Source organism: Caulobacter sp. GW822-FHT01G02 (assembly GCF_058802865.1).
This window is the reverse complement of the sequence record NZ_JBXAON010000005.1, coordinates 189,005-205,678: the sequence shown is the minus strand read 5'-3', so window position 1 is coordinate 205,678 and position 16,674 is coordinate 189,005. Positions and strand designations below refer to the sequence as shown.

14 protein-coding genes are annotated in these 16,674 nt (G+C 67.1%); 3 read left to right on the top strand and 11 right to left on the bottom strand.

From position 1 onward, the window contains the following. Positions 1–44: 44 nt before the first annotated feature. Both AC1RNC_RS16340 and AC1RNC_RS16335 read right to left on the bottom strand, forming a co-directional pair. Positions 45–728, bottom strand: a complete 684-nt coding sequence (locus AC1RNC_RS16340) for a Fe2+-dependent dioxygenase (RefSeq protein WP_492887391.1) — start codon at positions 726–728, stop codon at positions 45–47. 183 nt (positions 729–911) lie between these two features. Further along, positions 912–3,251: a TonB-dependent receptor gene (locus AC1RNC_RS16335; protein ID WP_492887390.1), complete on the bottom strand. Its 2,340-nt coding sequence runs from the start codon at positions 3,249–3,251 to the stop codon at positions 912–914. Between the two features lie 240 nt (positions 3,252–3,491). On the opposite strand from AC1RNC_RS16335, the gene AC1RNC_RS16330 reads away from it, so the two are divergent. Then, entirely contained in the window at positions 3,492–4,190 is a 699-nt protein-coding gene (locus AC1RNC_RS16330; RefSeq protein ID WP_492887389.1) for a ribonuclease T2, read from the top strand. A gap of 36 nt (positions 4,191–4,226) precedes the next feature. Here AC1RNC_RS16330 and AC1RNC_RS16325 read toward each other — a convergent pair whose 3' ends face one another. From AC1RNC_RS16325 to AC1RNC_RS16300, 6 genes are all read right to left on the bottom strand, one after another. Continuing rightward, positions 4,227–4,730, bottom strand: coding sequence for a universal stress protein (locus AC1RNC_RS16325; protein ID WP_492887388.1), 504 nt, complete (start codon positions 4,728–4,730; stop codon positions 4,227–4,229). Between the two features lie 31 nt (positions 4,731–4,761). Next, positions 4,762–5,793 carry a tryptophan--tRNA ligase gene (gene trpS, locus AC1RNC_RS16320; protein WP_492887387.1) on the bottom strand — a complete coding sequence of 344 codons (1,032 nt, stop codon included), beginning with the start codon at positions 5,791–5,793 and terminating at the stop codon, positions 4,762–4,764. Between the two features lie 80 nt (positions 5,794–5,873). Next, a complete protein-coding gene (locus AC1RNC_RS16315) occupies positions 5,874–5,921 on the bottom strand; it encodes a hypothetical protein (protein ID WP_370450218.1) in 48 nt (15 codons plus the stop codon). A 32-nt stretch (positions 5,922–5,953) separates the two neighbouring features. Continuing rightward, positions 5,954–7,588, bottom strand: coding sequence for a murein biosynthesis integral membrane protein MurJ (gene murJ, locus AC1RNC_RS16310; protein ID WP_492887386.1), 1,635 nt, complete (start codon positions 7,586–7,588; stop codon positions 5,954–5,956). A gap of 1,437 nt (positions 7,589–9,025) precedes the next feature. Further along, positions 9,026–9,562: an RNA 2',3'-cyclic phosphodiesterase gene (thpR, locus tag AC1RNC_RS16305; RefSeq protein WP_492887385.1), complete on the bottom strand. Its 537-nt coding sequence runs from the start codon at positions 9,560–9,562 to the stop codon at positions 9,026–9,028. 13 nt (positions 9,563–9,575) lie between these two features. Beyond that, complete coding sequence (locus AC1RNC_RS16300; RefSeq protein WP_492887384.1) at positions 9,576–10,628, bottom strand: aldo/keto reductase; 1,053 nt, start codon at positions 10,626–10,628, stop codon at positions 9,576–9,578. 222 nt (positions 10,629–10,850) lie between these two features. Between AC1RNC_RS16300 and AC1RNC_RS16295 the strand changes: the two genes are divergently transcribed. Together AC1RNC_RS16295 and AC1RNC_RS16290 are read left to right on the top strand one after the other, a co-directional pair. Further along, complete coding sequence (locus tag AC1RNC_RS16295; protein WP_492838826.1) at positions 10,851–11,603, top strand: Bax inhibitor-1/YccA family protein; 753 nt, start codon at positions 10,851–10,853, stop codon at positions 11,601–11,603. Positions 11,604–11,741: 138 nt separating this feature from the next. Continuing rightward, on the top strand, positions 11,742–12,086 hold the full coding sequence (locus AC1RNC_RS16290) for a hypothetical protein (RefSeq protein ID WP_125158868.1): 345 nt from the start codon (positions 11,742–11,744) through the stop codon (positions 12,084–12,086). A gap of 3 nt (positions 12,087–12,089) precedes the next feature. Here AC1RNC_RS16290 and AC1RNC_RS16285 read toward each other — a convergent pair whose 3' ends face one another. The 3 genes from AC1RNC_RS16285 to acnA form a co-directional block, all read right to left on the bottom strand. Beyond that, positions 12,090–12,422 carry a DUF2794 domain-containing protein gene (locus AC1RNC_RS16285; protein ID WP_492887383.1) on the bottom strand — a complete coding sequence of 111 codons (333 nt, stop codon included), beginning with the start codon at positions 12,420–12,422 and terminating at the stop codon, positions 12,090–12,092. Between the two features lie 568 nt (positions 12,423–12,990). Beyond that, positions 12,991–13,722: a DUF1223 domain-containing protein gene (locus AC1RNC_RS16280; RefSeq protein ID WP_492887382.1), complete on the bottom strand. Its 732-nt coding sequence runs from the start codon at positions 13,720–13,722 to the stop codon at positions 12,991–12,993. A 167-nt stretch (positions 13,723–13,889) separates the two neighbouring features. Beyond that, on the bottom strand, positions 13,890–16,580 hold the full coding sequence (gene acnA, locus AC1RNC_RS16275) for an aconitate hydratase AcnA (protein ID WP_492887381.1): 2,691 nt from the start codon (positions 16,578–16,580) through the stop codon (positions 13,890–13,892). Positions 16,581–16,674: the final 94 nt, after the last annotated feature.

Sequence of the window (16,674 nt, the reverse complement as noted above, 5' to 3'; positions counted from 1 at the left end):
CAAGAAGGACCCGCGTTCCGCGAACACGCTATTTCAATCGATTTTCACACCTCGGCCCATTGGCGCAACAGGTTGTGATAGACGCCGGTCAGCGACAGGACGCCCTCGTCGCCGGCCTCGACCTTGCGGGCCAGGCGCTGGATCGCGACGTCCATCTCCAGCAGCATCGTGCGCTTGGCGTCGTCGCGGACCAGGCTCTGGATCCAGAAGAAGCTGGCTGTGCGCCTACCGCGCGTCACCGCGGTGACGTGGTGCAGGCTGGAACTGGGATAGAGGATCATGTCCCCGGCCGAGAGCTTGACGACGTGATCGCCGTAGAGGTCGTTCACGACCAGCTCGCCGCCGTCGTAGTTCTCCGGCTCCTCCAGAAAGAGGGTGGCCGACAGGTCGGTGCGCAGGCGCCGGCCGCTGACCGGGTCGCGACGGATGGCGTTGTCGACATGATCCTTGAAGCCCATGCCCTCGCCGTAGCGGTTGAACATCGGCGGCAGGATGAACTGCGGCAGGGCGGCCGAGACGAACAGCGGATTGGCCTCCAGCGCCTGGAGGATCGCCTCGCCGACCCGGAGGGCGGCCTCGCAGTCCTGCGGCAGCTGCTCATTGGTCTTGGCCCGCGCGGCCTGGAAGCCCGAGGTCAGATTGCCGTCCACCCACGGACCGGCGTCCAGGATCGCCCGGCACTCGGCGACCTGGGCCTTGGTCAGCACCTCGGGAATCTGCAGCATCATGGGGACGTCCTTGTTGCGACTCGTTCCTACCACGCCGCGCCGCGTCTTGTTTGATCCGGATCAGGCCGAAACCAAATCGCCCCGCCCGGCCATGGAGAGGCCGGACGGGGCGCGGAGGCAAGGTTTCAAACCTTTCCTCCCGGGGCCAGAACCCGTGACGCCGTCACCCTGTTCAGGGGAGACCTAGTACTTCACGTTGACGGTCAGGATCGCCTGGCGGCCCGGCGCCGGGTCGGCGTGGTGCACGCCATTGGTGCGGGCGATGTAGCGTTCATCCGTCAAGTTCTGGATGTTCAGCTGCAGGTCGACCTTCGGGTTGATGCTCCACGAGGCGAAGGCGTCATAGCGCGTGTAGGACGGCGCATAGATGCGGTTCGTACCGCCGCCGGCCCCGCCCTGGTTGCCGCCGAAGCTGGTCGACACGTAGTAGGCGCCGCCGCCCAGGGCGATCTGGCGGGTGATCTTGTACGTCGTGAAGGTCGAGAAGGTATGCTTGGGCGTATTGGCCAGCGGGTCGCCCTGGTTGACGCTGGTATAGGCGCCGCGGACCAGCTCGCTGTCCATGTAGGTATAGCCGCCGAACACCTGCCACTTGGGGGTGACGTTGCCCGAGAAGCCGAGTTCGAAGCCCTTCACCTCGACCTCGCCGACCTGGGCGTAGGTGTTGGCGTCGATCAGGATCTGGGCGTTCTTGCGGGTGGTCTTGAAGGCCGCCGCCGACAGCGCCAGCGTGTCGTGGAACACATTGGCCTTGGCGCCCAGTTCGAAGCTCTCGCTGTCTTCCGGCTCCAGCTGCACCGTGGCCAGGTTGCCCGTGCCGGTCGAGGTGTTGCTGTTCTGGTCGCCGCCCGAAATGCCCGGAGGCGTCGAGGAGGTGCCGTACGAGACATACAGGCTGGAACTGGTCGTCGGCTTGTAGACCAGGCCGACCTGGTAGTTGGTGAAGTCCCACGAGCCGCCGCGCGGCGTGTAGGTCACGGAGGTGACGACGCCGTTGGCGCTGGTCGAGGACGCGTCAACGCCACGGCTCTCGTAGCTGTCGTGGCGCAGACCCAGGTTCAGCAGGACCTTGTCGCCGAGCTTGATGGTGTCGAAGCCGTAGATCGCGGCCGTCTTGGTCAGGTTGCGCGTGAGCGGCCCCTTGTTCAGCGTGCCGACCCAGACGTCGTTGGCGTTGGGCTTGTAGACGAGCGTGCAGTCCCCGCCGCCGACGCTGGTCAGGGCCGTCGCGGCGATCACGAAGCCGGTCGGGCAGGCCGAGGTCGTCGTACCGTAAGGCAGGTAGGCGGCGTTGCGGTTTTCCTCGCGGCTCAACTCGATGCCGACATCGAAGCTGTGTTCCAGGCCGGCGAAGACCTTCTTGCCGTGCAGGTCGGTGACCGCGGCGACCGTCTCGGTCGGGTTCCAGCGGCTCTTGGTCCCCCGCTTCATCCACCACTGGCCCTGAACGAACTGGGCCGCGCCGCCGTCGCCGGGGTTGGTGACCAGATAGTCGTTCACGCTCTTCGAATAGCGGACCACCTGCCGGACGTTCAGGTCGTCATCGATCTTGTGGTCGATGGCGAAGGTGGCGATGTCCGACCTGGTCTTCTGGAAGTCGCGGCTCTTGATGCCGTAAAAGCTGCGACGGTCGACGTTAAGGATGCCCGAGGCCGTACGCGGCTCGGTCGTCTTGGTCATCAACGGGATGCCGTAGTCGGGCGTCTGGTTGGTGTCGAGGTGGTAGTAGGCGATGGTGATCTGGGTGTCGCCGTTCAGGCCGATGGCCAGCGAGGGCGCGACGCCCCAACGGTCGAAATCGACGGCCTTGCGGCCCGGCGTATTGCCTTGCGTGCCCAGCACGTTCAGGCGCACCGCGACGCTGTCGTTGATCGCGTAGTTCAGGTCGGCGGTGGCGCGGACATAGGCGTCCGTGCCCATGCCGACCGAGCCGCGCGCGAAGGTGTCGGCCTTCGGGGTCTTGGACGACAGGTTGATGCTGCCGCCGCCCGAGCCACGGCCGCTATAGGCGCTGTCCGGACCTTTCACGACCTCGACCTGCTCGAGGTTGAAGATCTCGCGGGTCTGGCCGCCGCTGTCGCGGACGCCGTCGACGAAGATGTTGTTGGCCGAGCTGGAGCCCCGGATGAACGGACGGTCGGCCAGCGGCTGACCGCCTTCGCCGGCGCCGAAGGTGATGCCCGGCGAGGTGCGCAGGATGTCCTGCAGCGAGGTGGCGGCGGTCTGCTCGATGATCCGCGATGGGATGACCGTCACCGACTTGGGGGTGTCGACCAGCGGCGCGGTGAACTTGCTCGACGAGGGGTCGGCGACGCGGCGAGCGTCGATCTTGACGGTCGAGACCTCGGTCCTGTCTTCGTCAGCCGTTGGCGAGGCGACAGCCGGCGCGGTCGCGATGGCGGCGGCCGCCTCGCCGGCAGCGGCGGCGTGGGCCCAGCCGAGACCCGCCAAGCCGGCGACGGCGGCGGCGCCCAGGGCGCGACGAGGCCGGCTGACAACGCCGGCGGAGTTCAAATTACGCATGATCGTCCCTATTCCCCGAGGGCTCGCCGTGAGAGCCCCTCCTGAAATTGCGAGGCGTTCTTAGCGATCCTGCGATGCAGTCGCAATGATAATCGTTCTCAATCGCGGCAAAGATGGCAAAATGCGGGCGTCCTGGCCGCGCGGGCCATCGAGACGCGCCCCCCCGGGGCGTCGCCAAAGGGCTTCTTGACGTCGGCGCCGGCGCGGGTCCCTATCCGCGCCGCCGTTCCGGAGTTCATGATGAAGACCGCCCTCGCCACCGCTTTCGCCGTCCTGACGCTTGCGACCGGCGTCCAGGCTTCCGACCTGAAGGCCTGCGCGGTCCCGCCCGTTGTGACCCCCGCCCCGGCCGAGGTTCCTCCGGCCGACGAGATCCACGCCAACGTGCCGATCGCCGCCTATCTGCTGGCGCTGTTCTGGTCGCCCGAGGCTTGCCGCGCCGGCATTCCGGAGTCGGATAAGGTCATCCAGTGCCAGAACAACCGTTTCGGCTTCACGGTGCACGGCTTGTGGCCGAACGGGCCAGACAAGGTCCACCCGCGCTACTGCAAGCCCAGCCCACCGATGAGCCCGGCGACGGTGAAGGCCAATCTCTGCATGACCCCGTCGCCCTGGCTGCTGCAGCACGAGTGGCAGGCGCACGGCACGTGCAACTGGGACAGCCCCGAGGCCTATTTCCGGAAAGCCCAGAAGGTCCGTAAGGGCCTGAACGTCCCCGACCTGACGCCCGTCGGCGAGACCATGACCGCCGGCCAGATCCGCGACGCCTTTCTCAAGCGCAACAGGGGCATGACCCGCGACGGTCTCAATATCCGAGTCAAGGACGGCCGCCTGACCGAGGTCTGGGTCTGCCTGGACCTGAAGTTCAAGCCCGCCGCCTGCCGAGGCGGCAACGGCGCGCCGGACGCCTCGCCGGTGCGGGTGACGCCGCGGGGCTAGAGCCCGTTCAGATGGAGCCGCCTAACGGGACGGGCTCTAGGCCAGCGCCTCGATCTCCGCGTCGGTCAGGTCGCCCGGCACCACGGTGACGGGCAGCTTCCGCCCCGCGAAGCCGACGCCTTCCTTGGCGATGGCCGAAATCAGGGGGCCGGGGCCCCGGCCGGCCGTGGAGGTCGCCAGGATCAGGATCTTGATGGCCGGGTCTGCGGCGATGACCTGCTTCAACGCCGCGCGAACGCTGTCGGCGTGCTTGATGATGAACTCGGGCGGCAGGCCCGTGGCGGCGACCACCTGGCTGGCGAGGCTCTGCAGCAGGGCCTCGGCCTCCTCGCGCTCCTGGCGTTCGATCTCTTCGCGCACGCCGCTCCAGTGCTCGAACTCGGCGGGCGAGATCACCTTCAGCAGCGCCACGTGACCGCCGGTCGAGCGGGCGCGGCGGCAGGCATATTTCAGCGCCGCCGCGAATTCCGGAGAGTCGTCGGCGACGACCAGGAACTTGCGGCGGCTGCCCAAGGCGTTGGATGAAGCGGCGTCGGTCATCGCGCGAGATGACGCCGCTTCAATCCGAACCTCAAGCCCCCCAGAAGCCGACCAGCTTCTTGGTCTCGGCGATCACCGGATCGGCGACGGCTCGGGCCCGCTCGGCGCCGTCCCGGAGGATGGCGTCGATCTGGCCTGGGTCGCCGGTCAGCTCGCGCATGCGCGCGCCGATCGGACCCATCACCTCGACCGCCAGTTCGGCCAGGGCCGGCTTGAACGTGCCGAAACCCTTGCCGCCATATTCGCCGATCACCTGCTCGCGGGTCTGGCTCGAGAGGGCCGCGAAAATGTCGACCAGGTTCTTGGCTTCCGGACGCTCCTTCAGGCCCTCGACGGTTTCCGGCAGCGGCAACGGATCGGTCTTGGCCTTGCGGATCTTGGCGGCGATGGTGTCGGCGTCGTCCATGAGATTGATGCGCGAGGCGTCGGACGGGTCGGACTTGCTCATCTTGGCCGAGCCGTCGCGCAGGCTCATCACCCGCGTCGCCGGCCCCTCGATCACCGGCTCGGTGATCGGGAAGAAGCCCGGCGCGCCGAAGTCGTTGTTGAACTTCTGGGCGATGTCGCGCGTCAGCTCCAGGTGCTGTTTCTGGTCCTCGCCGACGGGAACGTGCGTGGCCTTGTAGAGCAGGATGTCGGCCGCCTGCAGCACCGGATAGGTGTAGAGGCCCACCGAGCTGCGCTCCTTGTGCTTGCCGCTCTTTTCCTTGAACTGGGTCATGCGGTCGAGCCAGCCGAGGCGGGCGACGCAGTTGAAGATCCAGGCCAGCTCGGCATGGGCCGGCACGGCCGACTGTGGGAAGATCGTCGCCTTTCGCGGATCCAGGCCGGCGGCGATGTAGGCGCAGGCGATCTCGCGGGTCTGGGCGGCCAGAACGGCCGGATCCTGCCAGACGGTGATGGCGTGCATGTCGGCGACGAAGATGAAGGGCTTCTCGTCCTGGATATCGACGAAGCGCTTCAGGGCGCCGAGATAGTTGCCCAGGTGCAGGGCCCCGGAGGCCTGGATCCCAGACAGGATGCGCTTGGGGCCCGCATAGACGACGGGGGCTTGATCGGTCATGGCTTCAGCCTTGGCTGCGGAATTCGAAGGATGTGGCTAGGGCGCGGTCGCGCGCTCGCGCCGAAGCGCGAGGATCGAGATCAGAAAGAGCCGCGCCATCGCGGCGCGAGGGGACCGATCGGAGCCATGCCCCGCTGGTTAGCCTCCTCGCGGGCATGGATCAAGCCTTGCCACGTCGCAGCACCGCCTTCAGTTCGGCCGGCTTGACCCCGCCGAACAGGAACAGCAGCGGCGGATAGACCGCCACGCCGGCCAGGCAGGTCAGGGCCAGGGCGAACTCCTTGGCGCCGATCGCGTGGCCCGTCAGGCCCAGGCCCCGCAGCGGCGCCTCGATCAGGTCGCGATAGTGCGAGGCGGCGGCCAGCAACAGGCCCATGCCCAGGCTGGCGGCCAGGATCCGCGCCAGGCGCGACCAGGTCCGCGACGAGGGGCCATAGTGCTTCTTGGCCGAGAGCGCCCAGGCCATCTGGCCGACATTGATCCAGGAAGCGATCGCGGTGGCCGCCGCGATGCCCTTGACCCCGACCAGTTGGAACAGCACCACGCCGAAGGCGATGTTCACCGCCACCGAGATCAGGGCGAACCGCATCGGGCTCTTGGTGTCGCCGCGCGCGAAGAAGGCCCGCGAATAGAGCTGCTGCAGCACGAAGGCCGGGGTGCCCAGGCCGTAGAAGAACAGCGCCGCCGCCGTCTGGCTGGCGTCGAAGGCGGTGAACTGGCCACGCGTATAGAGGCCATCCGACAGGAAGCCGGGCATGGCGATCAGGGCGGCGGCGGCCGGCAGGGTCAGGGCCATGGCCAGGGTGATCCCCTGGTCCATGGCGCTCTGGGCGTCCGCGCGGTCGCCCGAGTGGACGGCCCGCGACAGGCGCGGCAGCAGGGCCACGCCGATGGCCACGCCCACCAGACCCAAGGGCAGCTGGTAGAGCCGGTCGGCCGTGGCTAGCCAGGTGCGGCCGCCCGGCACGTGGCTGGCCAGGTTGCCGGAGATGAAGATGTTGACCTGGGTGGCGCTGGCCGCCAGGGCGCCGGGAATGGCCTTGCCGATCAGCTCGCGCACCTCCGGCGTCAGGCGCGGCAGCCGCCAGTGGACCTTGGCGCCGGATTTGTTGACGCCCCAGGTTAGCAGGGCGGCTTGCGCGACACCGGCGACCACGACGCCGATCGAGCCCCAGCGGGCCGCGTCGATCGCGGTGCTCTGCGGCAGGATGAAGGCCAGGGTGCAGAGGTTCAGCAGGATCGGCGCGCCGGCCGACAGGATGAAGCGGTCGCGGGCGTTCAGCACCCCCGACAGGTGGGCAACGATCGCCATGCAGGGCAGGTAGGGCATGGTGATCTGGGTCAGCAGCACCGCCAGCTTGTACTTCTCGGTGCCCCAGCCGAAGCCCGGGCTGATCAGCATCATCAGCCACGGCATGGCCAGCTGGCAGACGACGGTGATGAGGATGGTCGAGGCGGCCAGGGTGGCCATGGCGTCGGCGGCCAGGATGTCGGCCTTCTCCTCGCCGTCGCGCTGCAGCGACTTGGCGTAGGCCGGCACGAAGGCCGCCGCGAAGGCGCCCTCGGCGAAGAACCGGCGGAACAGGTTCGGGAACGCCAGGGCCGCGTTGTAGGCGTCGGCGGCCGGGGTGGCGCTGGCCCCCATCCGGTACGAGACGGCCAGATCGCGCGCGAAACCCATGAACCGGCTGACCAGGGTCAGGCCGGAATAGATCGCCGACGACTTGAGCAGCCCCCCCGTCTTGGGCGCGGGGGGCGGCGTATCGGCTGAGGCGGGGGGAACGGCGTCGGTCACCAACGGCTTCTGCGGTTTCGGGCGAGGGGCGTCAAGGGCGGCGCTGCCCCCCCCTCCACCGGCTCCGCCGGTCCTCCTCCCCCAACAGGGGGGAGGAGAGAAGGGGTCCCAGCTCTCTTCTCCGCCCCGCTTGGGGGCGGACAGACCTGCGTGAGCAGGTCAGGTGGGGGCCTGTGCTGAGCCGGCGCGGCTTGGCGGCTTCACGCGGCCGAGCCGCTGAAGGCTTGTGGGGAGGCGACGGAGCGGCCGGGCGAACCCGGAGACCGTGAGGGTTTGTTGTGTTTCGGCTCGCTTGACCGCTCCGCCAGGTTGTTCTTGCCCGTGAGGATGGGGGGCGTGAGCGTCTTTCAGCTCGGGACCCCACTAGCCCCCGGACGGGCGCGGACCAAGTCGATCGGCTACATCCGTCTCGACCCCGACGATCCACGATAGGCGGCTTGTACGATCACCGCCCTGTCGATCCGCTGATGGTTTTGGTCCCGGACGATCCCATCACCCGCGTGCGCTCCTAAAGAGTAAGCGACGTGGCGTGATGGCTCCGCCGGGAACCGCCAGCGGCCCCGCTCAACCTATCCCCGCCGCCGTATTGGGCCGGATCCAAACGCCCTCCCCCGCGACGGGGACGCATTGAGTATCGCGGCGGATTCAACGCGGATCATTCAGGGGCGTGGAAAAGTGAGAAGTCGTTGATTTCGCGGGGTTCGGCGCCGCGAACGCCGGGGATAGAGACCCGCCAATCCCCACAAACAACCGTCATTCCCGCCCTTGTGGCGGGAATGACGGTGGATGTTTTTTGGATCGGTGGAAAAGCCCTTCCGCCCCGGAAGAGCGCCCGCCTTACATCTCACGGCGAGACGATCGCAGGGCTGTCCAGGTCACTCAAGGCCGACGCTCCGCGTCGCCGCGCGCGGTCGCCAGAGGCGAGCCTTGACTGACCTGGACAGCCCTGCACGCTGCAGCCTCCAAGAGATTTAAGGGTCGCACCGACCCGGGAGGTCGGCTTTCGACCCTAAGTCGGACCAATCGAGGTCTGGTTGTCGGCAAAATGGAGCCGAGATACCATTCGCCCTGATGGCATGGCTCCCCTTCTCGATATTTGCGTGCTGCTGCGTGGCGCAATTTTGGTTCGTGCCGAAAGTGGCCTCAGCTCTCGCTGCGCGACATCCCGGAATATACGGTCGAATGCGCGGCCTATCTTATTGGAACAAGCTGATCTGGTTCGCGCTCTTCCGGCGGGATAGAGGGCTGGATGACGCCGATCTGACGCGCCACACCAAGCGATTGCAGCTGCTCAGCAGCATCGCGTTTGCGGCGTGGCTCTCATTCGCAGTCCTCGCCATGACGGGGCGCACTTAAAGTCCGACAACCACCCTTCTCGGACAATCAACATGTCCGCTCTTGGCGCTTGAGATAGCCCCAGGCGATCACCGACCAACCTCACCCCAGCGGATATTCCCGTTCCAGCCGGTAGGCCGAGCCCTCGCTGGTCCGCCAGCTGGAATAGAGCCCGAAGCGATCCACCGTGAAAGCCGGCGAGCGCAGCAGGTTGTTGGCCTGGATCCAGGCCCCGACCTCCTGGACCGAGGCGCGCTTCAGATAGGCCAGGGTGACGTGGGGGGTGTAGAGGCGGCTCTCGGGCTTGAGCCCCACCGATCGGGCGGCGCTCTCGTTAGCCTTCTGCAGGCGACGCAGCGGCGCGCTGTCCTCGACGCCGGCCCAGACAGCGTGGATATCCGCGCCCTCGCCGAAGCAGCCGGCGCGGGTCAGCTCCAGGTCGAAGGCCGGCGCGGCGATCTCGGCCAAGGCCTCGTCCAGCTCGGCCGCCACGGGCTCCTGCACATCGCCGATGAACTTCAGCGTGATGTGGAACGCCTCCAGCGGCCGCCAGCGCGCGCCCTCGATCCCGTGCTGGCGCGAGAGCAGGCCCTGGCCGATCTCCGGCGGGATGGCGATGGCGGTGAACAGGCGGATCATCCGGGAAGAACGCCTATGGACAGGGATTGGGCTGGCGGGCGTGGATGTCGTTGACGGCCTTCTCAAGGTCGTCGGTCCAGGCCAGGTCGAAGGCGTCGATGTCCGTCTTCAGCTGGGCCATCGAGGTGGCGCCGATGATCGTGGCGGTCACGAACGGGCGCGTGTCGCAGAACTTCAGCGCCAGCTGGGCCGGGTCCAGGCCGTTGGCCTTGGCCAAGGCGACATAGGCGCGGAACGCCTCCACCGCGCCCGGACCCTCGTAGCGCTGCATGCGGTTGTAGAGCGCCTTGCGCGAACCCTCGGGCAGGCCGCCGTCCAGATACTTGCCGGTCAACTGGCCTTGAGCCAGGGGCGAATAGGCCAGCAGGCCGACCTGTTCGCGCATGGCGATCTCGGCCAGGCCGAACTCGAAGGTGCGGTTGGCCAGATGATAGGCGTTCTGGATCGAGGCGATGCGGGGAAGGCCCTTGGTGTCGCTCTCGGCCAGGAACTTCATCACGCCCCAGGGGAACTCGTTCGAGACGCCGACATGGCGGATCGAGCCCTTCTTCACGTGGGCGTCCAGCGCCTCGAGGATGTCGCCGAACGCTTCGAAATCCTGGTCGTAGTCGCGGTAGGACTGGCCGCCGAACACCCGCACTTTGCGGTCGGGCCAGTGCAGCTGGTAGAGATCGAGATAGTCGGTCTTCAGGCGGCGCAGCGAGCCTTCGACGGCCTCGTCGATCTGGGCCTTGGTCTGGCGGGTGGTCGCGCCGTCCTTGCGCATCCACGACAAGCCGCCGAAGGCCGCGCCCTGGCCGGCGACCTTGGACGCCAGCACGATCTCGTGGCGCTTGCCGGTCTTTTCCAGCCACGTGCCGATATACCGCTCGGTGCGGCCCTGGGTCTCCGGATTGGGAGGGCTGGAATACATTTCGGCCGTGTCCCAGAAGTTGACGCCGCGCGACAGCGCGTAGTCCATCTGCTTGTGAGCCTCGGCCTCGGTATTCTGCGAGCCCCAGGTCATGGTGCCCAGGCAGCAGCGCGACACCGACACGTCCGTGCGGCCGAGCTTGACGTACTCCATGGGCCAGCCCCTCTTTCGCCCCAATGGGCAAGCTTTGTCAGGCAAGCGTTCTAAGGGCTGTCGTTGCGTCACCGCAAGGCGGGTCGGCGGGCGCGTTCCGGAGCCGGCCACTTCACGAACGCATACCATGAACACTTTCGTGAGGGGATTGCGCGACCGGTCGCGACACCCGATATTCGTCTAGCGTCCACCGTGGACGCTCTAGCTCAAGGGCTTACTTCGATGAACGACTTCAACCGCGGCTACGCGCGCTCGATCCCGGCGGATCGCGCCGACATGTCGGTTGACGCCGGCCTGCGTACTTTCATGCTCGGCGTCTACAACAAGGTGGCGCTGGGCCTCCTGCTGTCGGCCGGCCTGGCCTTCCTGACCAGCGCCTATACGCCGGTCGCCAGCCAGCTGTACGTGCTGACCCCGGACGGCCGCCTGGCCGGCTTCACCATGCTGGGCACCATCGTCCGCTTCGCGCCGCTGGCTATGATGCTGGTGGCCATGTTCGCCATGAAGAACCCGACGGCGCGTTCGTCGGGCATCCTCTACTGGGCCCTGGTCGCGTCGATCGGCGCCGGCGCGGGCGTGTGGCTGCTGGCCTATACCGGCGCTTCGGTGGCCTCGACCTTCCTGATCACCGCCATCGCCTTCGGCGGTCTGAGCCTGGTGGGTTACACCACCAAGAAGGATCTGACCGGTCTCGGCAGCTTCCTGATCATGGGTTTGATCGGCCTGGTGCTGGCTTCGCTGGTCCAGATGTTCCTGCACCTGCCGGGCCTCAGCTTCATCATCAGCGTCCTGGGCGTGCTGATCTTCGCGGGCCTGATCGCTTATGACACCCAGCGCCTGAAGATGACCTACTACCAGCTGGGCGGCGAGCAGCAGTCGATGGCCGTGGCCACCAACTATGGCGCGCTGAACCTCTATCTGAACTTCATCAACCTCTTCCAATTCCTGCTCAGCATCCTGGGCAGCCGCCGCTAAGACGGCCACCGGTCCGACCGAAGGGGCGGACCGGAGACTGGAAAGAACCGAGGTCGAAACCACGAAGCCCCGGCGGGAAACCGCCGGGGCTTTTTCTTTGACCGCATCGCGCCCACATTGTCGGGGATGGAGACGACGATGATCCGAGCCCTCGCCCTGACCGCTGGCCTGCTGTTCGCCGTCGGCGCCCACGCCGAGACGACGCTCCCGGCCTATCCGCCGGTCGCCAAGACCCCGAACCTCTCCACGCCCCTGAACCTCAAGCCCGTCGGTCCGGTGGAGCTGCGCTACGCCCAGGCGCGGCCGCCCCTCCCGCGCGGCGTGGCCCGGACGGCGATCGAGCGGCGCGAGGGCGGCGTCTCGGGCGGGATCGGGGTGCTGTGCGGCATCCAGCCCAGCGCCGACACCAGCGGGGTGGGCGCCGCGCGCGGCTACGACAACGAAGGCCGCTTCGTCGGCGCCAAGCTGGGCTTCTCGTTCTAGCGGTCAGTCTACGACCGAGAACTTGCCCTTCTCGAACACCCGCAGCACCTGGGCCAGTTCGTGGCCGCGCTTGAGGATCTGGCCGCCCTGGCCGTGCACCGCCCAGGCGCCCTGCTTGCGGGCCAGGGCCGGACGCTTCTCGACACGATAGAGCGGCACCTCGGCGGTATGGCGGAAGATCGAGAACACGGCGTGGTCGGAGAGACCGGCGATGCCGTAGTCCCGCCACTCGCCGGCCGCCACCATGCGGCCGTAGAGGCGCATCAGCTGGTCCAGCTCACGCCGTTCGAAGAAGACAACGCCGCCGACGGGCGCGGATTGGGATTCCAGGGCCATCGGCGGAATCTAATCCCAAATCGGACGATTGGAACAGCCTGGCGCCACGAAACCCCGGCCTTCGTGTCACGCCGGTCACGCCCGGCCAAAAAGACACGCCACGGCCATGCTGCGCCCCGATATGACCTTATTTCGGTCGTTCGCCCGCCTGTTTGCGGGTCGATAAAGTGATTGTCGGCTGATCGGACACCCTGTGGTCCAGGATCCTGAACAGCCCCCCCAGCCCCCCAGATCGCGGGCCGGTCAGCCGACAAACTCTATATCCCCTCCCCCAAATGAGCCCGCGCGGATCCCCCTACCGCGCGGGCTTTTTTGCGCGTGCGCCTCATCCATGACGTGTCTCATCCATGACACAGCCCGCCCAGAAACGACCTTTGTTTGGTCCAGTCCTCGCCTGTTTGGGCGGCGATAAGGGATGTGTCGACGAAGAGCGGACCGGGTTCCTGTCCAGCCCCCCCAGCCCGCCCGGTCACGAGACGCTTCTCGTCGGCATGCAAAGGAACCCGCGTGGCCCGTCCCCTCCGGCCACGCGGGTTTTCTTTTGACGGGCTCCTGAAGTTCAGAGACCTCAGCGCTCGGGGGTGGTGGTTTCCAGCACGCCCAGGATGCGGCCGCCCTTGGCGCCCTGCACCAGGATCACGCTCTCCAGACCGTCGTCGGTCGAGGCCGGCAGGCGATAAAGCTTGGGCCGGCCTGCCCAGGGACCCAGCTTGACCAGTTCGCGCACCACATTGCGGTGAACCAGGGTCTGGCCCTTGTTGTCGCCGCGCTTGACGGCGATGTCCTGTTCGCGCGGGTCGTAGCGCACCAGCCAGACCTCGGCCCCGCCGCGCGGCGCCGGACCCGAACCGACCGCGACGCGCGTCTTGCCGACGAACTGCATGTCCGGCGGATCGATGGGCGAGCGCCTGGCGGTCTTGACCAGGTCCTCGACCGCCTCGGCCTTGGCGCCCGACACCTGGACGCGACCGCCGACCACCATCTGGGGCGTGGGCACGTCGCGCAGGGCGAACTTCTTGGCGTAGGCGCGCTGGCGCTCGGCGAAGCTCGGCTTGGCGAAGGTGTCCTTCCAGCCGAGATAGTCCCAGTAGTCGACCGAATAGGTCAGGGCCAGGACGCCGTCCTGCTTGGAAAGATCCGCCGCCAGCTGGTTGGCCTTGCCGCAGGACGAGCAGCCCTGGGCCGTGAACAGCTCGACCACCACCGGCGGCTTGGCGGCCCAAGCGGCGGGCCCCCAAGACAGGGAGATGGCGACGCCGGACAGGGCCAGGGCGAGCAGGGAGAGGGCGGCCTTACGCATTGCGGGTCACTTAAGCCAAGAACGCCCGAGATAGCCGTTCACGAGGCCGTGAATAGCGTCGGTCATGGGGAGAAAAGGTGGAGACATCGTTGTCACGCGCTCCTCCAACGAAAACGGCCGACCCCCGAGGGAGCCGGCCGCCTTTTTCGTGCGCCTGAACGCTTCGCTTAGCTAGCCGACTTGGCCAGGTTGCGCAGCACGTAGTTCAGCACGCCGCCGTTCTTGAAGTACTCAAGCTCGGTCGGCGTATCGATGCGGCAGCGGACCGGGAAGCGGGCGATGCGGCCGTCGGTCGGGCGATAGAGCTCGACGATCAGCTGCTTGCGCGGCGCGAGGTCCGTGAGGCCGCGGATCGAGACGATCTCCTCGCCGGTCAGCTCCAGCTTCTGCCAGCCGTCCTGGACGAACTGCAGCGGCAGCACGCCCATGCCGACCAGGTTCGAGCGGTGGATGCGCTCGAAGCTTTCGCAGATCACCGCGCGGACGCCCAGGAGCTTGGTGCCCTTGGCGGCCCAGTCGCGCGACGAGCCGGTGCCGTATTCCTTGCCGCCGAACACGACCGCCGGACGACCTTCGGCCTGATACTTCATGGCCGCGTCGTAGATCGGCATCACTTCACCGGTCGGGAAGTGCTTGGTCACGCCGCCTTCGATCTCCGGGGTGATCTTGTTGCGGATGCGGATGTTGGCGAACGTGCCGCGCATCATGACCTGGTGGTTGCCGCGGCGGGCGCCGTAGCCGTTGAAGTCCACCGGCTGGACGCCGTGGTCGATCAGGTACTGACCGGCCGGGCTGGAGGTCTTGATCGAACCGGCCGGGCTGATGTGGTCGGTGGTGATCGAGTCGCCGAACACGGCCAGGATGCGGGCTTCCACGATGTCGGTGACCGGGGTGGGGGTCATCGAGATGTTGGGGAAGTACGGCGGGTTCTGGACGTAGGTCGAGTCGCCTTCCCAGGCGTAGGTCTGGCCGCCGGTCACCTTGATGCCCTGCCAGTTCTTGTCGCCCTTGAAGACGTCGCCGTAACGGGTGGCGAACATCTTCTCGTTGATGGCCTTGCGCTGCAGGGTCGCGATGTCTTCGTTCGAAGGCCAGATGTCCTTCAGGAAGACGTCGTTGCCCTTCTTGTCCTGGCCGATCGGCTGGGTGGCCAGGTCGATCTTCATCGTGCCGGCCAGGGCGTAGGCCACCACCAGCGGCGGCGAGGCCAGGTAGTTGGCGCGGACGTCCGGGTTCACGCGGCCTTCGAAGTTGCGGTTGCCCGAGAGCACCGAGCAGGCGACCAGGTCGTTATCGTTGATCGTCTTGCTGATGGCTTCCGGCAGCGGGCCCGAATTGCCGATGCAGGTGGTGCAGCCATAACCAACAAGATTAAAGCCGAGAGCATCGAGGTGCTTGGTCAGGCCAGCCTTGGCCAGATAGTCGGTGACGACTTGCGAGCCGGGGGCCAGCGAGGTCTTCACCCACGGCTTGACCTTCAGGCCCTTGGCCACCGCGTTCTTGGCCACCAGGCCGGCGGCGATCAGGACCGAGGGGTTGGACGTGTTGGTGCACGAGGTGATGGCGGCGATGACCACGTCGCCGTGGCCGACGTCGAAGTTCTCGCCTTCCACCGGGGCGCGCAGGTCAGGCTGATCGGCCTTGCCAAACTCGCCGACCAGCGACTCCTGGAACTTGTACGAGGCCTCGGCCAGCAGGACGCGGTCCTGCGGACGCTTCGGGCCGGCCAGCGACGGCTGGACGCTCGAGAGGTCGAGTTCCAGGGTGTCGGTGAAGGTCGGCTCGGGCGTGCCCGGCTCCCACCACAGACCCTGTTCCTTGGCGTAGGCCTCGACCAGGGCGACGCGCTCGGGCGTGCGGCCGGTGCCCTTCAGATAGGCCACGGTCGAGGCCGAGATCGGGAAGAAGCCGCAGGTAGCGCCGTATTCCGGGGCCATGTTGGCGATCGTCGCCTGGTCTTCCAGGGTCAGGTTGGCCAGGGCGTCGCCGTAGAATTCGACGAACTTGCCGACCACGCCCTTCTTGCGCAGCATCTGGGTGACGGTCAGCACCAGGTCGGTCGCGGTCGCGCCTTCTGGCATGGCGCCGGTCAGCTTGAAGCCGATGACTTCCGGAATCAGCATCGGGATCGGCTGGCCCAGCATCGCGGCCTCGGCCTCGATGCCGCCCACGCCCCAGCCCAGAACGGCCAGGCCGTTGACCATGGTCGTGTGGCTGTCGGTGCCGACGACGGTGTCGGGATAGGCGACTTCATCGCCGTCCACTTCGTTCGTCCACACGGTCTGGGCCAGGTATTCGAGGTTCACCTGGTGGCAGATGCCGGTGCCGGGCGGCACGACGCGGAAGTTGTTGAACGCCGACGAACCCCAGCGCAGGAAGCGGTAGCGCTCGATGTTGCGCTCGTACTCGCGCTTGACGTTGTCGTCATAGGCCTTCGGGTTGCCGAAGTTGTCGACCATCACCGAGTGGTCGATGACCAGGTCGACGGGGTTCAGCGGGTTGATCTTGGCCGGGTTGGCGCCCAGGGCGACCATGGCGTCGCGCATGGCGGCCAGGTCGACGACGGCGGGAACGCCGGTGAAGTCCTGCATCAGCACGCGGGCCGGACGGAAGCTGATCTCGTGCTCGACCGAGCCCTTGTTCTGCAGCCAGGCGGCGACGGCCTTCAGGTCGTCTTCCGACACCGAAACGCTGTCTTCGTTGCGAAGCAGGTTCTCCAGCAGCACCTTCATCGACACCGGCAGCGACGAAGTTCCGGTCAGACCGGCTTCCTCGGCGGCGCGAAGGCTGTAATAGACGTAGGACTTGTTGCCGACCTTCAGTTCGCGGCGGGCTTTCAGGCTGTCAACAGACGCCATTCTTGAGGATCCTTCTCTGTCCACGGCCGCCCGAAAACCGCTCCCGGGATCACGCGCTGATCGGAAGGGACACACAGGTTCCGCCTCCGCGCCG